Origin of the sequence: Staphylococcus simulans, from assembly GCF_002994445.1 — a bacterium.
Lineage (GTDB): Bacteria > Bacillota > Bacilli > Staphylococcales > Staphylococcaceae > Staphylococcus > Staphylococcus simulans_B.
The window spans coordinates 1-17,231 of the sequence record NZ_MRZJ01000005.1; the positions used below are offsets into that span (position 1 = coordinate 1).

Below are 17,231 nucleotides of genomic sequence, written 5' to 3' on the forward strand. Positions count from 1 at the left end.
CGTCAGCATCGGCATCGGCATCGGCGTCAGCATCGGCATCCGCGTCCGCATCGGCATCAGCATCTGCGTCGGCATCTGCGTCAGCATCGGCATCGGCATCAGCGTCAGCATCTGCGTCGGCATCCGCATCTGCGTCGGCATCTGCATCGGCGTCAGCATCAGCATCTGCGTCAGCATCCGCATCGGCATCCGCGTCAGCATCGGCATCCGCGTCAGCATCCGCATCGGCGTCAGTATCGTCACCGATTAAGTCGCCTGAACCGCTATTGTATACGTTGTAGTTGTCCCATGTGTAGTAAGTGTGGCCTTGACCATCGTCTGTCGCATCAGAAACCATTTCTGCTCTTGTTTTGATTTCTTGATATGAACCTTCTTGTGCTTTACTGTTTAACACAATGACATAACGGCTGCCGTTTGATGGCAAGTCTTGGAAATCTAATGTTAACATTTGTCCGCCGTCAGCTGTTGTTGAGTATTGCGGATTGAAGTTATATGGTCCATCTGTTCTGTCTGTTACATCTACGAAGTTTGGATTTGTTTCGTCAAAGTAGAAACTTGGGTTAAGTGTTTCACCGTTTCTTACTTCATAGATTTTGTAGTTAGTTACGCTTGGATCTAATTGTGCAGAACTATCAGCTGGTGTACCGTCTGCAGTATTCGGCCAGTAGTTGTATAAGTTCACTTTAGCATTGTATGATTGTTTACCTTGAGGGTTCACATATACAACTTGTTGATAATCACCTGTTTGGTTATCCGCTGATACGATGAATGAGTCTACGTTAGATGGATATTGAGAATCAGAAACTCTGTAATTGATATCAACATTTGTGCTGTATGGCTCGCCAGCAACTGTTGTTGTGACTGGGTAAGTACCTGAAGTTGGTGCTTGTTGACGGTCAGCGTATAACGGAATATTGAATTTACCTGTTACGTTATCATGTGTATCTACATAATCTGTAAATGTATAACGTAATGAATTGTCAGCTTCGTTGAATTGACCTGAAGCGACTACTTCCTCGCCATTCATTAAGTCAGGAATAATTGCAGTGTTCGGTGTTGTATTACCGTAATAGTTTAAGTACTGCGGGAATTGTACATCGAAGTAGTCACCTGCTTTAACACTATCATCAACTTGTAAATTCGCAGACATTGCAGTTGATTCGCTGTCGTTAGCTTGGATAGTGTTCGGACTTAATTGAATGTTTGAAGCTTGTACTTGATCATTTACATTAGTACCTGTTGGTGTTGCGGCTGCTAATGCATATGTTTGTGCAGCTGTACCTTCTTGAGATGCTGGTGCTGCGAATCTTGCGAATGTATTAGGTGATGTCGCAAGTGCTTCAGAACTATCTTTTTGATTTGAATAGTCTTGAGCTGATTTAGATGCGTCGGCTAAATTTGTTTGACCAGAAGTATCACCTAAAGTCGCATTTTCTGCAGTGTTCGCATCTGAAACTTGTGCTGCATTCGGATCATAAGCAGGTTGTTGGTTTACACCATCTGTCGGTGCTGCTTGTGCAGTAAATTGTTCTGCTGTTTGTTGTTCTGCCGGTGCTTGTTCCGCATTAGTGTTTGTGTTGTTTGATTATCTGCAGTTGGCGCAACTGAAGGTTCTGTTGTTGGTGCTTCAGTCGGAGCTACAGGTGCTGCTGTTTCTTTTGCACTTGTAGTAGATGTATTTTGTGTTGGTTGTTCTGATGGTGTTGATGTATTTGTTTTTGAATCAGCTGCTGGTTGAGCACTATCAGTGTTTGATGCTGTGCTTGATTGCTGCTCTGTTGCTGGTTGTTCTGCTGACTTTTCTGTCGGTTGTTCTGTTGTTTGAGTTGTATCAGCTTTTGGCTGCTCTGTTGATGTTGCAGTATTTTCAGCTGGTGCTGGTTGTTCTGAAGCTGCTGTATCAGCTGTTGGTTTTTGCGCATCTGTTGATGCAGTTTGATCTGCAGTTGCGTCTGTCGACTGTTCAGTAGGTGCTGGCGCTGTACCTGTTTCAGCTGGCTTTTGAGCGGCAGTGTCTTGTTGTGCTGCTGTGTCAGCTGTTGGCGCTTGTGCATCTTGTGTTTGGTTTGTATCTGTCGTTGGTGCTGTGTCAGCTGATGTACTTGTTTGAGTTGTAGGATTTGTTGATTCGTTGGTGTTTGTCGTTGTTTCAGCTGCGTCCGCGTCATTCGCATTCGCAAATAAAGTTACCCCTACAATAACTGAGGCTGCCCCTGCTGTGATTTTACGAATGGAATAGCGATTACGTTTCTTGAAAAAGTCCTGATTATTCAAAAAATCCCTCCTAAAAAATTTAAAAAGTCTTACCTTATACAATTACACAAGGGTACAACTAATAAACACAATTTTATTAATTCAGTACAATTGTTTCAAAGTATTCACAATATATTTTTATAAGACTAGTCCTATGCAACTAATCGGATTTGATTAATGTTTTAGAAATTTAGATTTTTTATCATTTATATGTAATAGATTAAAATCAACTTCAACCCTTTGATTACTAGGCCACTTTCGAATTTTATATAAAACAAAAAGCCTGAATTTTACTTCAGACTTTTTGAAGAAGATGACGTGCTTCATCTTCATTTTCCAGACCCGTAAATACTATCGCTTTATTCCCTTCTTTCAAGATACCGTGTTTACCATATTCGCCTATCACTATACCGCCTTTTGAATTATCATATAACAGCGCGCCATATTGTTTCAGTAGAGCTGACAAATCACGAACAGTGAAATTTTGACGCTCTTTTATTCTGAAACGCCCTGTTAAATTAATCGCAACAGAATCTGTTAAATGTAATTGCTGAATGACAGATTGCACATAAGTTTTTCTTGCTTTATGGCTTGGATATAGTTCATCTGTTAATTGATAGACTAACGATGCATGCGGTGTATCTGTCACAGCGTCAACTAAAGCCTCCCATGTCATTTCAAGTCCTTCATAGAATTGACGGTTATTCGTCGGCCATTGTTTGAGGTTGAGATGATAATTATTGATACCGCGCTGTTTTGCATCTAAGTAATAAAGAATAGGCGCAAGTCCTTCGATTGTCGCAGATTGATTCATGTTATCTTGCGCTGTTATTTCGCCTGTTTCTAAATCATAAATGGCATAAGCACGCCCTTTTCGTGCTGCTTCTGTAAAATGGGCATCTTCTGCGCCGCTTCTCTCATAATGTAAAAACGCACCTTGCAGACGCGCAGCAACTTTAGGAAACTCTGTTTGTGTAACAGAAGATTTCATCAGCACCAATGCATCCTGATTTAACAAATAACATAAGTCTTTCAACATCAAATTTTGATTTTGGTACCATGTAATATGTTTGCCTTTGACCTTATTGACCACTTTACGCAAAGGGGCATCCATACATAAAATATAATCCGCTTCTGATTGTTCCAAAGCCGGTACCAATTCAGCGTGAACACGATCTGTTTGATCCCCTAAATCACTAATTTGACCCAATGCTATAATTTTATGTCCCTTAAAGAATGGGCTCTGCGAATTAAAGGCCTCAATCGCATTCAGCATCGCCGGTAAAGAAGCATTATGTGTGTCATCTAAGACTGTTGCATGTTCATGGTCGCTCTTCACGGTTCTGAATTCCAAGACTTTCTTAAAGAGTTGTGTTTGGGCTAAATGATTGAGCTTTTCTTTCACATACACATTCAAATGTTTGAGCGTCAATAGCACTGCCAAAGCATTCTCAACCATCCCTTTACTGACAGAAGGCACTTCAAATGTATAACCGTCATTAGTCGTCACTTTTACAGCCTTTTTAACAGGTGTTATCTCTTCAGCATAAGTATCCGCTGTCGCATCTTTTGTACTGTAGCGATAGACGTGCTTTGTATAAGTTGCGGCTGTCTCTCTTAATACATCATGATGCAGCGTGTCACCATTATAGATTGCAATACCTTCTGCGTTCAGCCCTTCAAAAATACGTGATTTGAATTTTACAATCTCTTGCGTCGAACCGATTGTCGATAAATGAGCAGAGCCGATGCCTGTCACAATTGCAATGTGCGGTTTTAGCACTTTTGCCATATTCCCGCGATTATTTAACGCATTTAAAGAGGTTTCAAATATCGCAACATCAGGGTTAGAAGCTAATTTGCACATATGTAAATAGATGGCACTTCTCGTATTACTGTTGCCTCTATTTTGTTGAACGTTTAAAGGACTTAACGCTGCCCCTAGCATTAAACGTGTCGAACTTTTCCCCATAGAACCTGTTAAGGCAATTAATGGATTACGGTAGCGGCTTCTAATGTGCAAAGCTAAAGTTTTCATCGCTTTAATACTGTTTTTCACTACAATTTGCGGGATTTTATGTGTTAAGCCTTCCACATACTGTTCAGTGATGATTAAACCGATATTTGAAACACCCTTAGGAATTTGCGCATTGCCTTCTCGCATGACTTTTGATTTCTTCAAGTACTTTTGCCACGACGCTTCGCTAATAGAAATAAATGCTGTAGAAGGCGACTTTACATGCAGCATTTGATATTCAAAATCATCTATCACTTGATGCGCTTTTCCTTGTGCATCCAGCAGTTCTGTCTCTAAGATTTGTGCAATCGTTTCTAATGTATACATGATGACCCCCGGTAAATGATAATTTTGCATTCTCAAAGCCCTATGGTTTAATGTATAGTTAATAACTTCAAAAAAACTGGAGGCTTTTGATAATGGCAACAGATAATGATAAAAGTCTAGATCAAATCAACCAAGAAATTGAAGAAGAGTTGAGAAACTATGACCCTAAAGAAGATGAAAAGAAGAAAAAAAGCATCATCTTCACCAAACCAAGATTAATCGTACTTATTGTCGTTCTCGGTTTAGGACTTTATAGATTACTCCATTTCTTTTTCTAAACAGTGAAACTAAATTAACGCTACTATATCACAACTTAAACAATTATGTATTTTGTTTCGGAGACTAGGAAAAGCATTCTGACTATGAATACTTTTCCTAGTCTTTGTGTTGTTGAAACAATGTTTTCGGAATATGGCAATAAGCCTCTGGATGACGTTCCAGATAGTCTTGATGCACATCAGCACTCGGGATATAGTTGGTTAAAGGTAAGACTTCCACTACTATGCGGGTAGTGTCATCTCTTTGATTGATATACGCTTTAGCTTGTGTTAAATGTTCAGGATTTTCACTGTAAACACCTGTACGGTATTTAGGTCCTGTATCTTCTCCTTGTGCATTTATACTATAAGGATCTATCGCTTTAAAAAGCTGTGCTGTTAACTGTTTAGCGCTGGTTTGTGTTGTATCAAAAGTGGTTTTGACACACTCTGCATAACCGTCATAGTCGCTTTCCAAATGATTTGAAGTTCCGTTAGCACGGCCCGCTTCCGTATCCAACACACCTGGTAAGGTTTTAACATAGGCTTGAACACCCCAAAGGCATCCGCCTGCAAGATATATAATTTCTTTCATTTTAAACAACTGCTTTCTACAATATTTTTCCAAAATTCACTAAAGTATGGTACGCTCAATGTCACCTGACACATACAAAAGGGTGTGACCTCTTATGAAAACACTGTATCATATTGTTGCGATACTCATCTTATCCGTATCTTTATATGCATTCTTTAGCCTTACTGACTTATTTTATACCCATTCACTCGCAGATTTACTGCTGAATGTTGATTTTATCCCTGTATTTGAATATGCGAATTTCTATTTTAAATTTATCTTTCATATTATTTTCACCACATTGATTTATGTTGTCTTTCAAGGTATACGCGATTCTTATGTCTATCCTGCTGGAATTTTAATTATTATTGTACTGTTTGCGGTTATTTATCTATCATTGATTAATTGGTCTGTAAATCCAGAGTATCAATTTTATTGGAGCGACTATTTTGTTTGGATGCTCGGTCATACTATCTTTATTTTCTTAGTCGCATTTATTTTACGTTTCGAGAAACACTTTTGGTATCAAAAGCGTTAATACTTAAGGTTATTGCCTGATAATTTGAGAAAATAGATAGGCAGCCATACAATTAATATATTGAACTTTTATTAAAAGGAGAGATAGATATGAAAGGCAGAACAGCAATTATTACAGGATCAAGCCGCGGTATCGGTGCTCAAACAGCACGTTTGCTCGCATCACGCGGTGCAAATGTCGTAGTTAATTACTTCAACAACGCGCAAGCAGCTGAAAATGTTGTTAAAGACATTGAAGATAACGGCGGTAAAGCCATCGCAGTCAAAGGTGATGCACGCAACTCAGAAGATGTCGCAAACATTGTCAAACAAGCATTAGCGACTTTCGGCAGTGTGGACATTCTAGTACATAACGCTGGAATGCAATTCCCTTTCAAATCATTTGAAGACATGGAGTGGGACGAATTTATTGCTAAAACTGATGATGAATTAAAAGCCGCATTCACTTCAACGAAAGCAGTTGTACCGATTATGAAAGAACAAGGCTACGGCAAACTTGTTTATATCTCAAGCGGCCTCAGCCATCAGCCGATGGACGACTTCTTAGCCCACGGGACGTCTAAAAGTGCATTAAACGCTTTTGCGAAATATATCGCTCAAGAGTTCGCAGATACAGGTATTACTTCAAATATTGTAGCACCTGGTATGGTCGATACAGACGCGACGGCACATACACCAGAAGAAGCTAAAACAGCTTATGCCAACAGTATTCCTATCCATCGATTGGCACAACCTGAAGACGTCGCTAAAGCAGTAGCTTTTTATGCAAGCGAAGACAGTGCTTATATTACCGGCAGCTATCTTCCAGTCAGCGGCGGCGGAGAAATGATTTAATCTCATAATGACAGAATAAAGGCAGAGCATATCTTGGTGGATGCTCTGCCTCTTTATATGTCACTAACTATAATAATGGTTTCTTAGAATACTTATTCATAATCCATCTGACAAACAATGAAATTGTAATGAATAAACCGATATATCCAAACAATGGGAAAACAAGATTAACTAAATCTGCAAACCCTACAAAACTCAATACAAATGCGAGTATGAGCGAAATTGTAAGCAATACTACATACTTCTTGGATTTCGGATCTGTAAAGCGTGTTAAAAATGGATACAGCATTCCAATACAACTATTGAAAATAACACCAAACATCACCGCTGACATTAAATATGCGACTAATGGGTGAATATCATTCGCAAGCACTAATGTCGGAATATCTACTGTGTTTGCTTTTTCTAAATTTGCCAGCAAACCGCCAACCATGATTAACAATAATACACTAAATGTAATACCGCCAAAATAAGCACCTCTGCGTGCCACCTTATGATTCATTGCATCATTACCGACAATTGTTAAGAAACTAAAACTGTTGCCGACAATCAATCCACCATACGTAATCGCATCCCACCACCAATATGTACTCGTTGTTTTAGACGGTACTGTATATTTGTGTACTTCAGAAAAATGTACTGACGGGTTAAATATGTTCGTCCCTGCAATAATCAAAACAGCAATAACCAAGAATGGTGTCACTGCACCTAATACAGTTAAAATTTTGCTGAAGTTAAGCTGCAATACAATAAATAATAAAACAACGATTGCGAGTGCGCCGATCCAGCTTGGAAGTCCGAATCCTTGTTTTAATGCAGAGCCTCCCCCAGCAATCATAATGACAGTCATTCCGAACAAGAAGAAAATAATGAGATAATCTATAATCGCTCCTAATACCTTTCCAAACAAGCTATGTAGTGAAATATCATAGCTGTCAGCGTCTAAACGATACCCCATCTTAGCAACTTGCCGTGTCCCAAATGCAACTATAATACCCGTTACAATAACTGCGATATATGCTACATTTCCATGATTAACAAAAAATTGCAAAAGTTCTTGTCCAGTAGTAAATCCAGCACCGACAATAAAGCTTAAATAAGCTAGGGCTATTGCATAGGATGCCTTGTTTACTCTATTAAACATAAAGTAATCCCCTTTCTTTAAATCAAGTTAATCAATCTATCAAATTTTAACATATTTATAATTTTTCTCAATTTAAAGGAGTGGAAACTAATATTTAAAATCAGTTTGATATCATTTTATTATTTTTAGCAAAAATTAAAAGCCGCCTCTTATGAGACGGCTCATGTGTATTAATATTTGTATGGATCTTCTTCTTTTGTTTGTTCGTTTGTACGTTCTTGTGCAATGGCATTGGCTTTATCGTAGTTATAATAACCATCTTCAGTCAATGAATTATTTTTCGGTTTTCTGCTGAATAACATAATTGCTGCGATAATCCATAAGATTGCTGAAATCCAGTTGCCTAATAATGAAATAATACCAGCAATCAATAATAAAATTGCGGCTGTTTTTGCTTTCTTACTGATAAAGATACCACCGATGACTGCTAAAACAAGGGCAATAAGGTTGATGATTAAAGCAAATGTTATAAAACCTTGAAGAACTGTTGCTGATTGCATCATTTCTTCATAAGTTATATCCCCTGTGCTGCCTTCTTGCATACCTGTGATAAAGTCCTCGCTATGCATTAACGGAAGCATTAAACCTGTCATTAAAACTGCTAAGGCTGTAAGCCCAACACCAATCCATGTTAAAACGTGTTCACCTGTACGTTTAATCATTGTGTTCCTCCTTAATTGTAATAGCAAATTGTAAAATTATAAAATCAATATAATTATTAACATCAGTATACTAATTCTCAAGTTATACGTCCATACTCCGCTTAAAATCCTTACTGCTTTTTTAATAATAATTAATATACTTTTTTAACTTTTCGTCTATCCAATTAAGAAGAAATTTCCTAGTCTACCAAGTTGTCTTTTCGTTCCATCAATCTTTGATATTCTTCTAAATAGACTTTTTCAGCTTCAGAACCTCTCGGTGCAGAATTCATTGCACGGTGCCATAAAGGATAAATCGGTTCTGGTGTCGTTAAGTCTGTAATCATTTGAATTTCTTCTTTTGTCAGCTGTAACTGATAAGATGCAATATTTTCTTGCAGCTGTTCTTTATTACGCGCAGCCAATACGAGCGAATCTACATTCGGACGTTCTCTTAACCAAGCAAGTACAACTTGCGGTACTGTTGCTTGATGATTATGCGCAATTTCTTGAACTAATTCAATCAAACGATAGAATAATTCATGATCTTTTATATACGGTTCAGCCCAGCCGTCGCCTTGACGTGTATTCGGCTCGCCTTTTTTATCACGTGTGATTTTACCTGTTAATAATCCTTCTCCTAAAGGAGACCAAATACTATTACCTACACCCAGTTCTTTGCCTGCAGGCAGTAATTCATATTCCGCTTCTCTCGCTTCAGGTGTGTAATAAATTTGCTGCGCAATCGGCGGTGCCATATTATTTTCTACTGCTGTCGTATATGTTTTGGCTAAGTTCCAGCCGCTGTAGTTCGATACACCCCAGTAGCGGATTTTACCTTTTCTGATTAAGTCATTCATTGTTTGAATCGTTTCTTCGACCGGTACTTGTCCATCCCATGTATGCACATAATATAAATCTACATAATCCGTACCTAAACGCTTCAAGGAATGATCGATAGAACGTTCAATATTCAAACGGCTAGCTCCGACATTATTCGGATTATCGTTGAATGGGAAGCCTGTTTTTGTACTGATGACCATTTCATCACGATGATTTCGGATTCCTTTGCCTAAGGCTAATTCAGCGTCCCCTTTGGCATAAAGGTTTGCGGTATCGAATTGATTAATCCCTTGATCTAATGCATAATCTACAAAATATTCGACTTCCTTCTCTGTCAGACCGCCCGCATTCTCAAATCCATTTGTGGCAGAAAACGGTACAGAGCCTAAAGCATATTTAGAGACATTCAGTCCCGAATAACCTAGTAAATTATAATCCATACTATCATCCTCCAACATAATCTATATATGGAATATTTTCCCTGTTCATCACAATTTTAAATATATGTGTACTCCAAAAAACATTTACCCAAATTTAACAATAAATTAATTGAACCGTTGATATAATTACAATTAAATACATATATTTTGGAGGCACACTATGCACAAGAAAAAATTAATAACCCTTCTATCTACATCTGCACTTGCAGCATTATTATTGATGCCAAATGATACAAGTGCAGAAACTACCTCGCATTCTGTCGCAATTCACGACATTCAAGGAGAACGTCACTACTCCCCTTATAACAATAAGAAAGTCCAAGACGTTAAAGGAATTGTTACTTATCAATATGAATTGCACGGACAACATTATTTTCATATGCAGACACCTGATAACGAAGCAGACAACAATGCCAACACATCAGAAGGTATTATCGTTTATACAGGCAAACATAAAGCTGATGTAAAAGTCGGCGATTTAATTAAAGTAACCGGAACAGTCAATGAATATGCCATTGATGGTTATAACGATAAAGCGAATACAGATTTGCCGGTCACTGAAATTGTGGCCCGTGATGATCGCGGCGGCAAAATCACTGTGGCACAAAGCAATCAGCCTTTGCCGAAGGCCTACACAATCAAACAAGTTCCTAAAGCCATCTCCGCAAATGATCAGCTGAAAACATACGACCGCAACCGTTATGCAATGGACTATTTTGAGTCATTAGAAGGTATGCGCGTGCAGACAGGTGATGTCCGTGCTGTCGGACCGCAAGAACATGGAGACATCTTCACAGTATTAGACAGCGAACCAAAGGAAACTCAAAACGGCGGAATTTTGCTGAAACACAATAGTGCCAACGGTCAGCGTATTCCATTCAAAATGTACGATAATTATCAAGCACGTGACTTTGACGTCAAGACAGGCGACCGCTTCAAAGGCCCTATCATCGGCTACATGAACTACGGCTACCAAAACTATAAAATCAATGTCGACTTAAGCACTATGCAGAATGCACATCAAAAAGGGACTACAGCACCGCAACCGACATCAATTCAACCTGATCATCAAAAGCTGACGATGGCCTCTTACAATTTAGAGAATTTCTCAAATAACGTAAAATCATCTTCTGATGATAAAGCCCAAAAACTTGCGAACGGTATTGTCAAAAATATGAAACAACCTGATATTATCGGTGTCACTGAAGTTCAAGATAATGACGGTCCTGGCAAAGGCGGCCCTCAAGGCGACCAATCTTATGAACGTCTTATCGCAGCCATTAAAGCTGCAGGCGGTCCAGAATACAAATACGCCAATATTGATCCAGAGATGAATCAAGACGGCGGTCAGCCAGGTGCGAACATCCGTGTCGGCTTCTTATATAATCCAAACCGAGTGAAATTCGATACAAAAGTACCTGCAGGCGATGCGCACACTGCTGTTTCATATCAAAAAGGCAACTTAACACATAACCCTGGCCGTATCGATCCTGCTAATCAAGCTTTTCAAGATTCACGCAAACCATTAGCAGCTCAGTTTAAATTCAGAGGCAAACAAGTCATTGCGATTGTGAACCATTGGAACTCTAAAAATGGTGATGATGCATTATTCGGCAAACGCCAGCCAGTCAATCTTGGCAGCGAAGCACAACGCACAGCTATTGCCAAAACAGTTTCCAACTTTATTACTCAAGTAAAACAAGACAATCCTAAAGCAAATGTAGTAGCGCTTGGCGACTTTAATGATTTCCAATGGTCAAAACCTTTAAAAACATTAGAAAGCAGCCAAATGACCAACCTTGTTAATTTTGTGCCGATGAACCAGCGTTATTCATACGTCTATCAAGGTAATTCACAAACATTAGATCATATTTTCGTGTCTAATCATCTCGCACCGCATGCAAAATTAGATATGGTTCATGTAAACTCTGATTTCACAGACATGTCTGGACGTGCAAGCGACCATGACCCTCTCTTAGTACAATTAGATTTACTGCACCTTAATAAGAAAAACAAGTAATCAATCGAAAACGACATGTTTCACAATCTTGAGGCGGGGTAACATATTACTGTACTTAAATTTTAAGGAGGAATTTGATTATGAATTTTGATGATATCAAGAAAAAAGGCGAAGACCACTTAAACGAACATAAAGACGAGTACATTGAAAAAGGTAAAGAGTTCGCTAAAGACCAATTAGGCGGAGACAAAAAAGACGAAAAAAAAGATGATAAAAAATAAGCGGTTGTTTTTCAGCCCTTTCACTTATAGAACGCGTTGTTTTCAAAAATTGAAAGCAGCGCGTTTTAAATTTCACCATCATCTTTCTATTGATAACTTTTGGTTATCATAGCTATCACGTTTCATAATTATTATTAATATTAAACTCGGCGTATAATGAGGGCAACTATCTAGAATGAGAGGTGACGATTATGTCTCAGCACGCACATCGTCAATTATTACTTGGGATGGCATCTTTATTTGTGGTGATGGCAATCGGCCGTTTTGCCTATACGCCTATCCTGCCTTTTATGCAGCAAGCGGTACATATGGATGGCAAAGGTGCCGGATTACTTGCGACAATTAACTACTTAGGTTATTTGATCGGTGCCATTATTCCAATGTGGTTTATCTTCAAAAGCAAAGTAGTTGATGTCAAAATCTACTTGATACTGAACGTGCTCTCTACTATCTTCATGGGCTTTACATCTGACTTCTTCCTATGGTCAGTACTTCGTTTAATCGCAGGAATTACCAGCGGTACAGTTTTTGTTTTAGCCTCTAATGTTGTCTTAGAAGCGTTAAGACAAGCACATAAAGAAGGGATTTCTGGACTATTGTATAGTGCTGTAGGGATTGGACTCTTTACCAGCAGTATCTACGTATTCTTCTACACAAACGTCGACACGTGGCAAATGACTTGGATTATCTTAGGGCTTGTATCTTTAGTGCTAAGTCTTTTAGTTATTCTTTTTATGAGAGAGAACCCAGAAATCAAAGTCAATGACACTGCCAAAACAAAAAAGAAGACTGCCGTCCGTCTTAATCCGACCTTCATGCGCTGGTATTCTATCGCCTATTTCTGTGAAGGTGCGGGCTATATTATTACAGGTACTTTCTTAGTTGCGATTGTTAAAACAATCCCTGCTTTCTCAGAATATGCGGCTTTAAGCTGGATGTTTGTCGGTTTAGGTGCCATACCTTCTACAGTAGTTTGGTCTATGATTGCGGAGAAAATCGATTACAGCAAAGCTACATATATGGCATTCGGCCTGCAGATTATCAGTGTGGCTTTACCGATATTCTCACATCACATTGTCAGCTTGATTATCAGTTCGCTGATTTTCGGAAGTACGTTCCTAGGCTTAACAACACTCTTCATGTCTAAGGGACAAATGTTGATGCTTGAGACTGGAGGCAAGTCTAACTTTATTGCCACATTGACTGTTATTTATAGTATCGGTCAAATGATTGCGCCGTTTGTTTCCGGCTTCTTAATCGGGGAATCAGAAAATTACAATGCGGCACTCTTGTTTGCGACAGTCATTTTAATCATCGGACTTATCAGCAGCGTCATCAGTTATCGTGCTTTGCGCAATGAAAAAACCGTTTAAAAAGTTTTGCTTTTTGTGATTAGGGAATGTTACTAGCAATAAAGGAGGAACTGATTATGCCTTTTGTTAAAAAGAGAATGAAAGAAGATTTAACAGACGATCCTCGTATCAGCGAAGAAACATTTACTACTGATCAAGAACTTCAAAACAATGCATTTGAACGTCTGGGTAAAGATGTTGTGATTATTGAGATTTTATCTATTATGAACATCGTCTTTGCGGTTACGACGTTCACAATTCTCGGTTTATTAATCAGAGAAAGAACGAAATAAAATTGAATTGAAAACAAAATTACACAACACCCGCATAACAAGATGCAGGTGTTGTTTTTGTTTCACGTATTGAGTTTTATCGTATCAAATCTTCTAAGTCATGCGGATAATCTGTCACAACTTCAGTACCTGAAGCTTTTAAAATGACAGTATCTGAATGCCTGAATCCGCCTACACCTGGAATATAAATACCAGGTTCTACGCAAAAGACCATGCCTTCTTCTAAAACAAGGTCATTATCAAATCTAAGCGATGGTTCTTCATGTTGTCCGATACCGATGCCATGTCCTGTACGGTGACTGATATAATCTCCATAACCTGCCTTCTCAATCACATCTCGTGCTGCTTGGTCGACTTCTTTTGCGGTTACACCCACTTTGATGAAATCTAATGCGGCTTTATGTGCTTTCACCATAGTCTCAAAAGCTTTCTTTTGATCAGGATTAGGCTGACCAGCAAAGAAGGTGCGCTCACATTCTGCACGATACCCATTCAGTTCTAACTGGCGGCTGTGTACAATGACATCTCCAGAGTGAATGGCTTTCGTATTAGAGAAAGTATGCGGCATTGTAGAACGTTTAATACCTGAAGGCGACATGACGAAGAATCCGAATTCAGCATCAGGATAATTTTGAGAAATGGTATCGAATAAATAACTGTTCCCAAAGTTATCGATATCCATTTCAGTCAAACCTTCTTTTGTATTTTCAATTGTTTTTGCTACCGCTTCACTGACAATCTTACCACTGTCGCGAATCGCTGCTTGTTCATCTTCGTACTTATACGTTCTTTGTTTAACCAACGCTTCACTGATATCTTTTACTTCGAAATCATGTGCTTTGACAGCAGTATAGAATTGCGTCGGCAAGAAAGCTGTTTCGATACCAATCGTTTTTGCCTCTTGATAGTCTTTCAACAAGTCATTAAAGACATCTTGATAACGTGTCGGTGTGTCATCATCTGTCGGAATTTCAGTATACGTATGAATTGATTGAATACCTGTCTTATCCTTAAAGTGATTTTCTTCTAACTTCGGCGCAATCACTTCAATCTTTTCCTGGGAAATAAATAAGATGATTGGTCTAGAATAAATAACTGCTTTAAATCCTGTGAAATACATCTGATTCTCAAAATTCATCACAATACTTAAATCAATATTGTCTTGTTTCATAGTCTTTCTAAACGCATCAATGCGTTGTTTCAAGTTCACTTTGACTGCCTCCTTTAGAAGTAAATAGTGTCACAACTACTAAGACGATAATCGCAAGCGGTACAGAAATCAATGCTGAGTTGATACCTGTACTTTGAACAAAGACAAACTCCCAAAACAGTGTTGCGACTAATCCTACAGCCATTGAAGCTAAACCAGCAGGTTTTGTGACTTTCGGATAAATGAACACTGCAAGCAATGCCGGAGTAATACCTGCACCGTAAACAGTATAAGCATACATTTGAACAGATAAAACTGACGGGAAGTACATTGTCAGCATGAATGCGATGACACCTAAAACCGGCACTAATATTCTCGTCATCATCAGCATTTTATTTTCGTGCTTATGTTTAAAGTTATCGCCGAACAAGTCATACAGCACACTTGTCGCAGCGGATAATAAATAAGAGTTCCCTGTAGTCGTAATGAACGCAGTAAGCGCCGCAATCAAGACGCCTCCAATCACAATCGGCAATTGACTTGTCAGTGCGATTAAAGCCATCCCTGGTTCGATTTTCGGGAAAATCGAACGTGCAATAAACGCAAGAAGCGAAATCAATGGTGTTACAATCAATAAGCCGACAACCCAGCCGATAGTACCGACGCGTGTTACTTTATTGTCCTTTGATGAAGCAAGACGCTGGTATATGTTCTGGTCGCCTAATAATAAGAATAGCATTGGAATATAGAAGCCGAGAATCTGTATAAAGCTTAACGTCCCCATCGGTTCTAAATGTGTATCTGGTACATGGCTGACAATGCTGTCCCAGCCGCCCGCAACTGCGATACTGACAGGTACAGCAATAATCAATGCGATAGTAATCAAGAATGCACTTAAGGCATCGGTCGGTGCGACTGACATTAAACCGCCCATTGTCGCAAGCAAGATAATAATCACGGCCGCAATAATTGTCCCAAGTTCAACAGAGATTCCTGTTGAGACATGCAAGACATACGCTAAACCTTGATATTGATAAGAAACAATCCCTACGAAAGCTAAAATAATAATCACTGCAGCAATATAACTTGCGACTTTACCATATTTCATCTCAAGAATTTCCGCTACTGTGTACTTCCCGTAGTTTCTAATCTTAGAGCTGATTATGTAAATCGTCCCAATACCGATAATACTCGGAATCATATAGCCGATTGCCGGCCATAAGCCGAAACTGTAGGCTAATGAGTTTTGACCGCCGGTTACAGAACCGCTGCCGACCCATGTCGCAAGCAATGTCCCCATTAATACCACAGGTCCTAATGATTTACCCGCAAGGATAAAGTCTTCGTTGCTTTCAACTTTCTTAGAATAAATAAAGCCTAATACGATCATTAATAAACCGTAGCCTAACACAAACCATATTAATATCGGTTCAGTAGAAAATCCCATCATAATTCCCCCCTTAACTATAAAAAACTAACCGTCAACCAACGATTAGTTTGATAATAAAAATTTATTTTAGCACATAATCAAAATAATAGTAACAACAATCTAATTATTCTGATATTTTTTGAGAAATTTTGATAATCCACCTATGATTTTATAATTTTACGACCTCTCTGACTTGTGCATGCGGCGCACATTCCAGCGAATTAGTATATTCTACTTTATCTACTTCGACGTTATCTCCAATGACCACATGGTCGCCTCTGATTACTTTCGCTTTGACCGCATTCACCTCTATTGTATCTCCTTCAATGATTTCTGCTGTCAGATAAGCGGGTGTCTTTTGGTTGGAAACAACAGTGATGAAAGACTTCTTACTGTTTTCTTTATTTTGTTCAAGAATTTTAATTTGGTCCCCGCCGATTTCTTGGACATACGAGTCTTCTTGTACTTTAAATTCTATTGAATCCGCATTTAACATACCTTCAATCTGCACTTTGCCGTTCACATTAAAAGTATCGACTTCGCAATCGCGCGTACTTTGAATCATACCAATAATATCGATATTATCTCCGCGCACACGCCCTGAAACATTCACTTCGCCTTTCACTTTGAAATCAGTGAAGTCCAAATCCTCTGCGATCTGGACTTTACCGATAATAGATGCTTGCGTAATACGCACATTCTTATCGCATTTCATTTCTCCAAGCAGCTTCAAGTTGCGGATTTCCACATTATCCGCTGCGGTAATGTCCCCAGTAAGTTTGATGTCGTTGATGATGGCTTCGTTTAATATTTTTACTTCTCCAAGCAATAAAATAGTGTCATAGGTGTGTGCTTCCAGGATTCTTTTTCCCATACCTCTGATAGACTGACTCATGATG

Annotated in this window: 17 protein-coding genes; 7 read left to right on the top strand and 10 right to left on the bottom strand. The window is 38.9% G+C overall.

Translation table 11 applies throughout. The features are described from left to right. The 3 genes from C7N65_RS07740 to C7N65_RS07750 form a co-directional block, all read right to left on the bottom strand. Positions 1–1,150, bottom strand: a 1,150-nt coding sequence (locus C7N65_RS07740; RefSeq protein ID WP_199790668.1) for an Ig-like domain-containing protein, incomplete at its 3' end; no start/stop codon positions are given. Positions 1,151–1,491: 341 nt separating this feature from the next. Then, positions 1,492–2,274, bottom strand: coding sequence for a YSIRK-type signal peptide-containing protein (locus C7N65_RS07745; protein ID WP_158698110.1), 783 nt, complete (start codon positions 2,272–2,274; stop codon positions 1,492–1,494). A gap of 274 nt (positions 2,275–2,548) precedes the next feature. After that, entirely contained in the window at positions 2,549–4,597 is a 2,049-nt protein-coding gene (locus C7N65_RS07750; RefSeq protein ID WP_105993908.1) for a Mur ligase family protein, read from the bottom strand. 92 nt (positions 4,598–4,689) lie between these two features. Here C7N65_RS07750 and C7N65_RS07755 point away from each other — a divergent pair, with 92 nt between their 5' ends. Beyond that, positions 4,690–4,875, top strand: a complete 186-nt coding sequence (locus C7N65_RS07755) for a hypothetical protein (RefSeq protein ID WP_105993909.1) — start codon at positions 4,690–4,692, stop codon at positions 4,873–4,875. A gap of 97 nt (positions 4,876–4,972) precedes the next feature. Here C7N65_RS07755 and C7N65_RS07760 read toward each other — a convergent pair whose 3' ends face one another. After that, positions 4,973–5,449, bottom strand: a complete 477-nt coding sequence (locus C7N65_RS07760) for a peptide-methionine (S)-S-oxide reductase (RefSeq protein WP_105993910.1) — start codon at positions 5,447–5,449, stop codon at positions 4,973–4,975. 94 nt (positions 5,450–5,543) lie between these two features. On the opposite strand from C7N65_RS07760, the gene C7N65_RS07765 reads away from it, so the two are divergent. Together C7N65_RS07765 and C7N65_RS07770 are read left to right on the top strand one after the other, a co-directional pair. Further along, positions 5,544–5,966, top strand: a complete 423-nt coding sequence (locus C7N65_RS07765; RefSeq protein ID WP_105993911.1) for a hypothetical protein — start codon at positions 5,544–5,546, stop codon at positions 5,964–5,966. Between the two features lie 89 nt (positions 5,967–6,055). Then, a complete protein-coding gene (locus C7N65_RS07770; protein WP_105993912.1) occupies positions 6,056–6,799 on the top strand; it encodes an SDR family NAD(P)-dependent oxidoreductase in 744 nt (247 codons plus the stop codon). Between the two features lie 67 nt (positions 6,800–6,866). On the opposite strand, the gene C7N65_RS07775 is transcribed toward C7N65_RS07770, so the two are convergent. From C7N65_RS07775 to C7N65_RS07785, 3 genes are all read right to left on the bottom strand, one after another. Continuing rightward, on the bottom strand, positions 6,867–7,943 hold the full coding sequence (locus C7N65_RS07775; RefSeq protein ID WP_105993913.1) for a hypothetical protein: 1,077 nt from the start codon (positions 7,941–7,943) through the stop codon (positions 6,867–6,869). A 170-nt stretch (positions 7,944–8,113) separates the two neighbouring features. Further along, the gene (locus tag C7N65_RS07780) at positions 8,114–8,605 is read right to left on the bottom strand and encodes a DUF4064 domain-containing protein (RefSeq protein ID WP_105993914.1); all 492 of its coding nucleotides are present in this window, start codon (positions 8,603–8,605) and stop codon (positions 8,114–8,116) included. Positions 8,606–8,784: 179 nt separating this feature from the next. Further along, positions 8,785–9,867, bottom strand: coding sequence for an aldo/keto reductase (locus C7N65_RS07785; RefSeq protein WP_105993915.1), 1,083 nt, complete (start codon positions 9,865–9,867; stop codon positions 8,785–8,787). A gap of 160 nt (positions 9,868–10,027) precedes the next feature. On the opposite strand from C7N65_RS07785, the gene C7N65_RS07790 reads away from it, so the two are divergent. From C7N65_RS07790 to C7N65_RS07800, 4 genes are all read left to right on the top strand, one after another. Further along, positions 10,028–11,887, top strand: a complete 1,860-nt coding sequence (locus C7N65_RS07790; RefSeq protein ID WP_105993916.1) for an endonuclease/exonuclease/phosphatase family protein — start codon at positions 10,028–10,030, stop codon at positions 11,885–11,887. Between the two features lie 80 nt (positions 11,888–11,967). Further along, entirely contained in the window at positions 11,968–12,108 is a 141-nt protein-coding gene (locus C7N65_RS12610) for a hypothetical protein (RefSeq protein ID WP_162912193.1), read from the top strand. A gap of 191 nt (positions 12,109–12,299) precedes the next feature. Then, a complete protein-coding gene (locus C7N65_RS07795) occupies positions 12,300–13,481 on the top strand; it encodes a YbfB/YjiJ family MFS transporter (RefSeq protein ID WP_105993917.1) in 1,182 nt (393 codons plus the stop codon). Positions 13,482–13,537: 56 nt separating this feature from the next. After that, complete coding sequence (locus C7N65_RS07800; protein ID WP_105993918.1) at positions 13,538–13,753, top strand: hypothetical protein; 216 nt, start codon at positions 13,538–13,540, stop codon at positions 13,751–13,753. Between the two features lie 76 nt (positions 13,754–13,829). Here the strand turns inward: C7N65_RS07800 and C7N65_RS07805 are convergent, their stop codons facing one another. The 3 genes from C7N65_RS07805 to C7N65_RS07815 form a co-directional block, all read right to left on the bottom strand. Next, entirely contained in the window at positions 13,830–14,963 is a 1,134-nt protein-coding gene (locus tag C7N65_RS07805) for a M24 family metallopeptidase (RefSeq protein ID WP_105993919.1), read from the bottom strand. Continuing rightward, on the bottom strand, positions 14,941–16,350 hold the full coding sequence (locus tag C7N65_RS07810) for a sodium:solute symporter family protein (protein ID WP_105993920.1): 1,410 nt from the start codon (positions 16,348–16,350) through the stop codon (positions 14,941–14,943). The genes C7N65_RS07805 and C7N65_RS07810 overlap by 23 nt, the downstream gene beginning before the upstream one ends. Before the next feature lie 151 nt (positions 16,351–16,501). Beyond that, entirely contained in the window at positions 16,502–17,227 is a 726-nt protein-coding gene (locus C7N65_RS07815) for a hypothetical protein (protein WP_105993921.1), read from the bottom strand. Positions 17,228–17,231: the final 4 nt, after the last annotated feature.

What these genes read in the sequence shown, in the direction of transcription:
- C7N65_RS07780 (WP_105993914.1), bottom strand. Translation starts at nt 8,605, where the DNA reads ATGATTAAACGTACAGGTGAACACGTTTTAACATGGATTGGTGTTGGG.
- C7N65_RS07765 (WP_105993911.1), top strand. Translation starts at nt 5,544, where the DNA reads ATGAAAACACTGTATCATATTGTTGCGATACTCATCTTATCCGTATCT.
- C7N65_RS07800 (WP_105993918.1), top strand. Translation starts at nt 13,538, where the DNA reads ATGCCTTTTGTTAAAAAGAGAATGAAAGAAGATTTAACAGACGATCCT.
- C7N65_RS07755 (WP_105993909.1), top strand. Translation starts at nt 4,690, where the DNA reads ATGGCAACAGATAATGATAAAAGTCTAGATCAAATCAACCAAGAAATT.
- C7N65_RS07795 (WP_105993917.1), top strand. Translation starts at nt 12,300, where the DNA reads ATGTCTCAGCACGCACATCGTCAATTATTACTTGGGATGGCATCTTTA.
- C7N65_RS07810 (WP_105993920.1), bottom strand. Translation starts at nt 16,350, where the DNA reads ATGGGATTTTCTACTGAACCGATATTAATATGGTTTGTGTTAGGCTAC.
- C7N65_RS07790 (WP_105993916.1), top strand. Translation starts at nt 10,028, where the DNA reads ATGCACAAGAAAAAATTAATAACCCTTCTATCTACATCTGCACTTGCA.
- C7N65_RS07750 (WP_105993908.1), bottom strand. Translation starts at nt 4,597, where the DNA reads ATGTATACATTAGAAACGATTGCACAAATCTTAGAGACAGAACTGCTG.
- C7N65_RS07775 (WP_105993913.1), bottom strand. Translation starts at nt 7,943, where the DNA reads ATGTTTAATAGAGTAAACAAGGCATCCTATGCAATAGCCCTAGCTTAT.
- C7N65_RS07760 (WP_105993910.1), bottom strand. Translation starts at nt 5,449, where the DNA reads ATGAAAGAAATTATATATCTTGCAGGCGGATGCCTTTGGGGTGTTCAA.
- C7N65_RS07815 (WP_105993921.1), bottom strand. Translation starts at nt 17,227, where the DNA reads ATGAGTCAGTCTATCAGAGGTATGGGAAAAAGAATCCTGGAAGCACAC.
- C7N65_RS07770 (WP_105993912.1), top strand. Translation starts at nt 6,056, where the DNA reads ATGAAAGGCAGAACAGCAATTATTACAGGATCAAGCCGCGGTATCGGT.
- C7N65_RS07785 (WP_105993915.1), bottom strand. Translation starts at nt 9,867, where the DNA reads ATGGATTATAATTTACTAGGTTATTCGGGACTGAATGTCTCTAAATAT.
- C7N65_RS12610 (WP_162912193.1), top strand. Translation starts at nt 11,968, where the DNA reads ATGAATTTTGATGATATCAAGAAAAAAGGCGAAGACCACTTAAACGAA.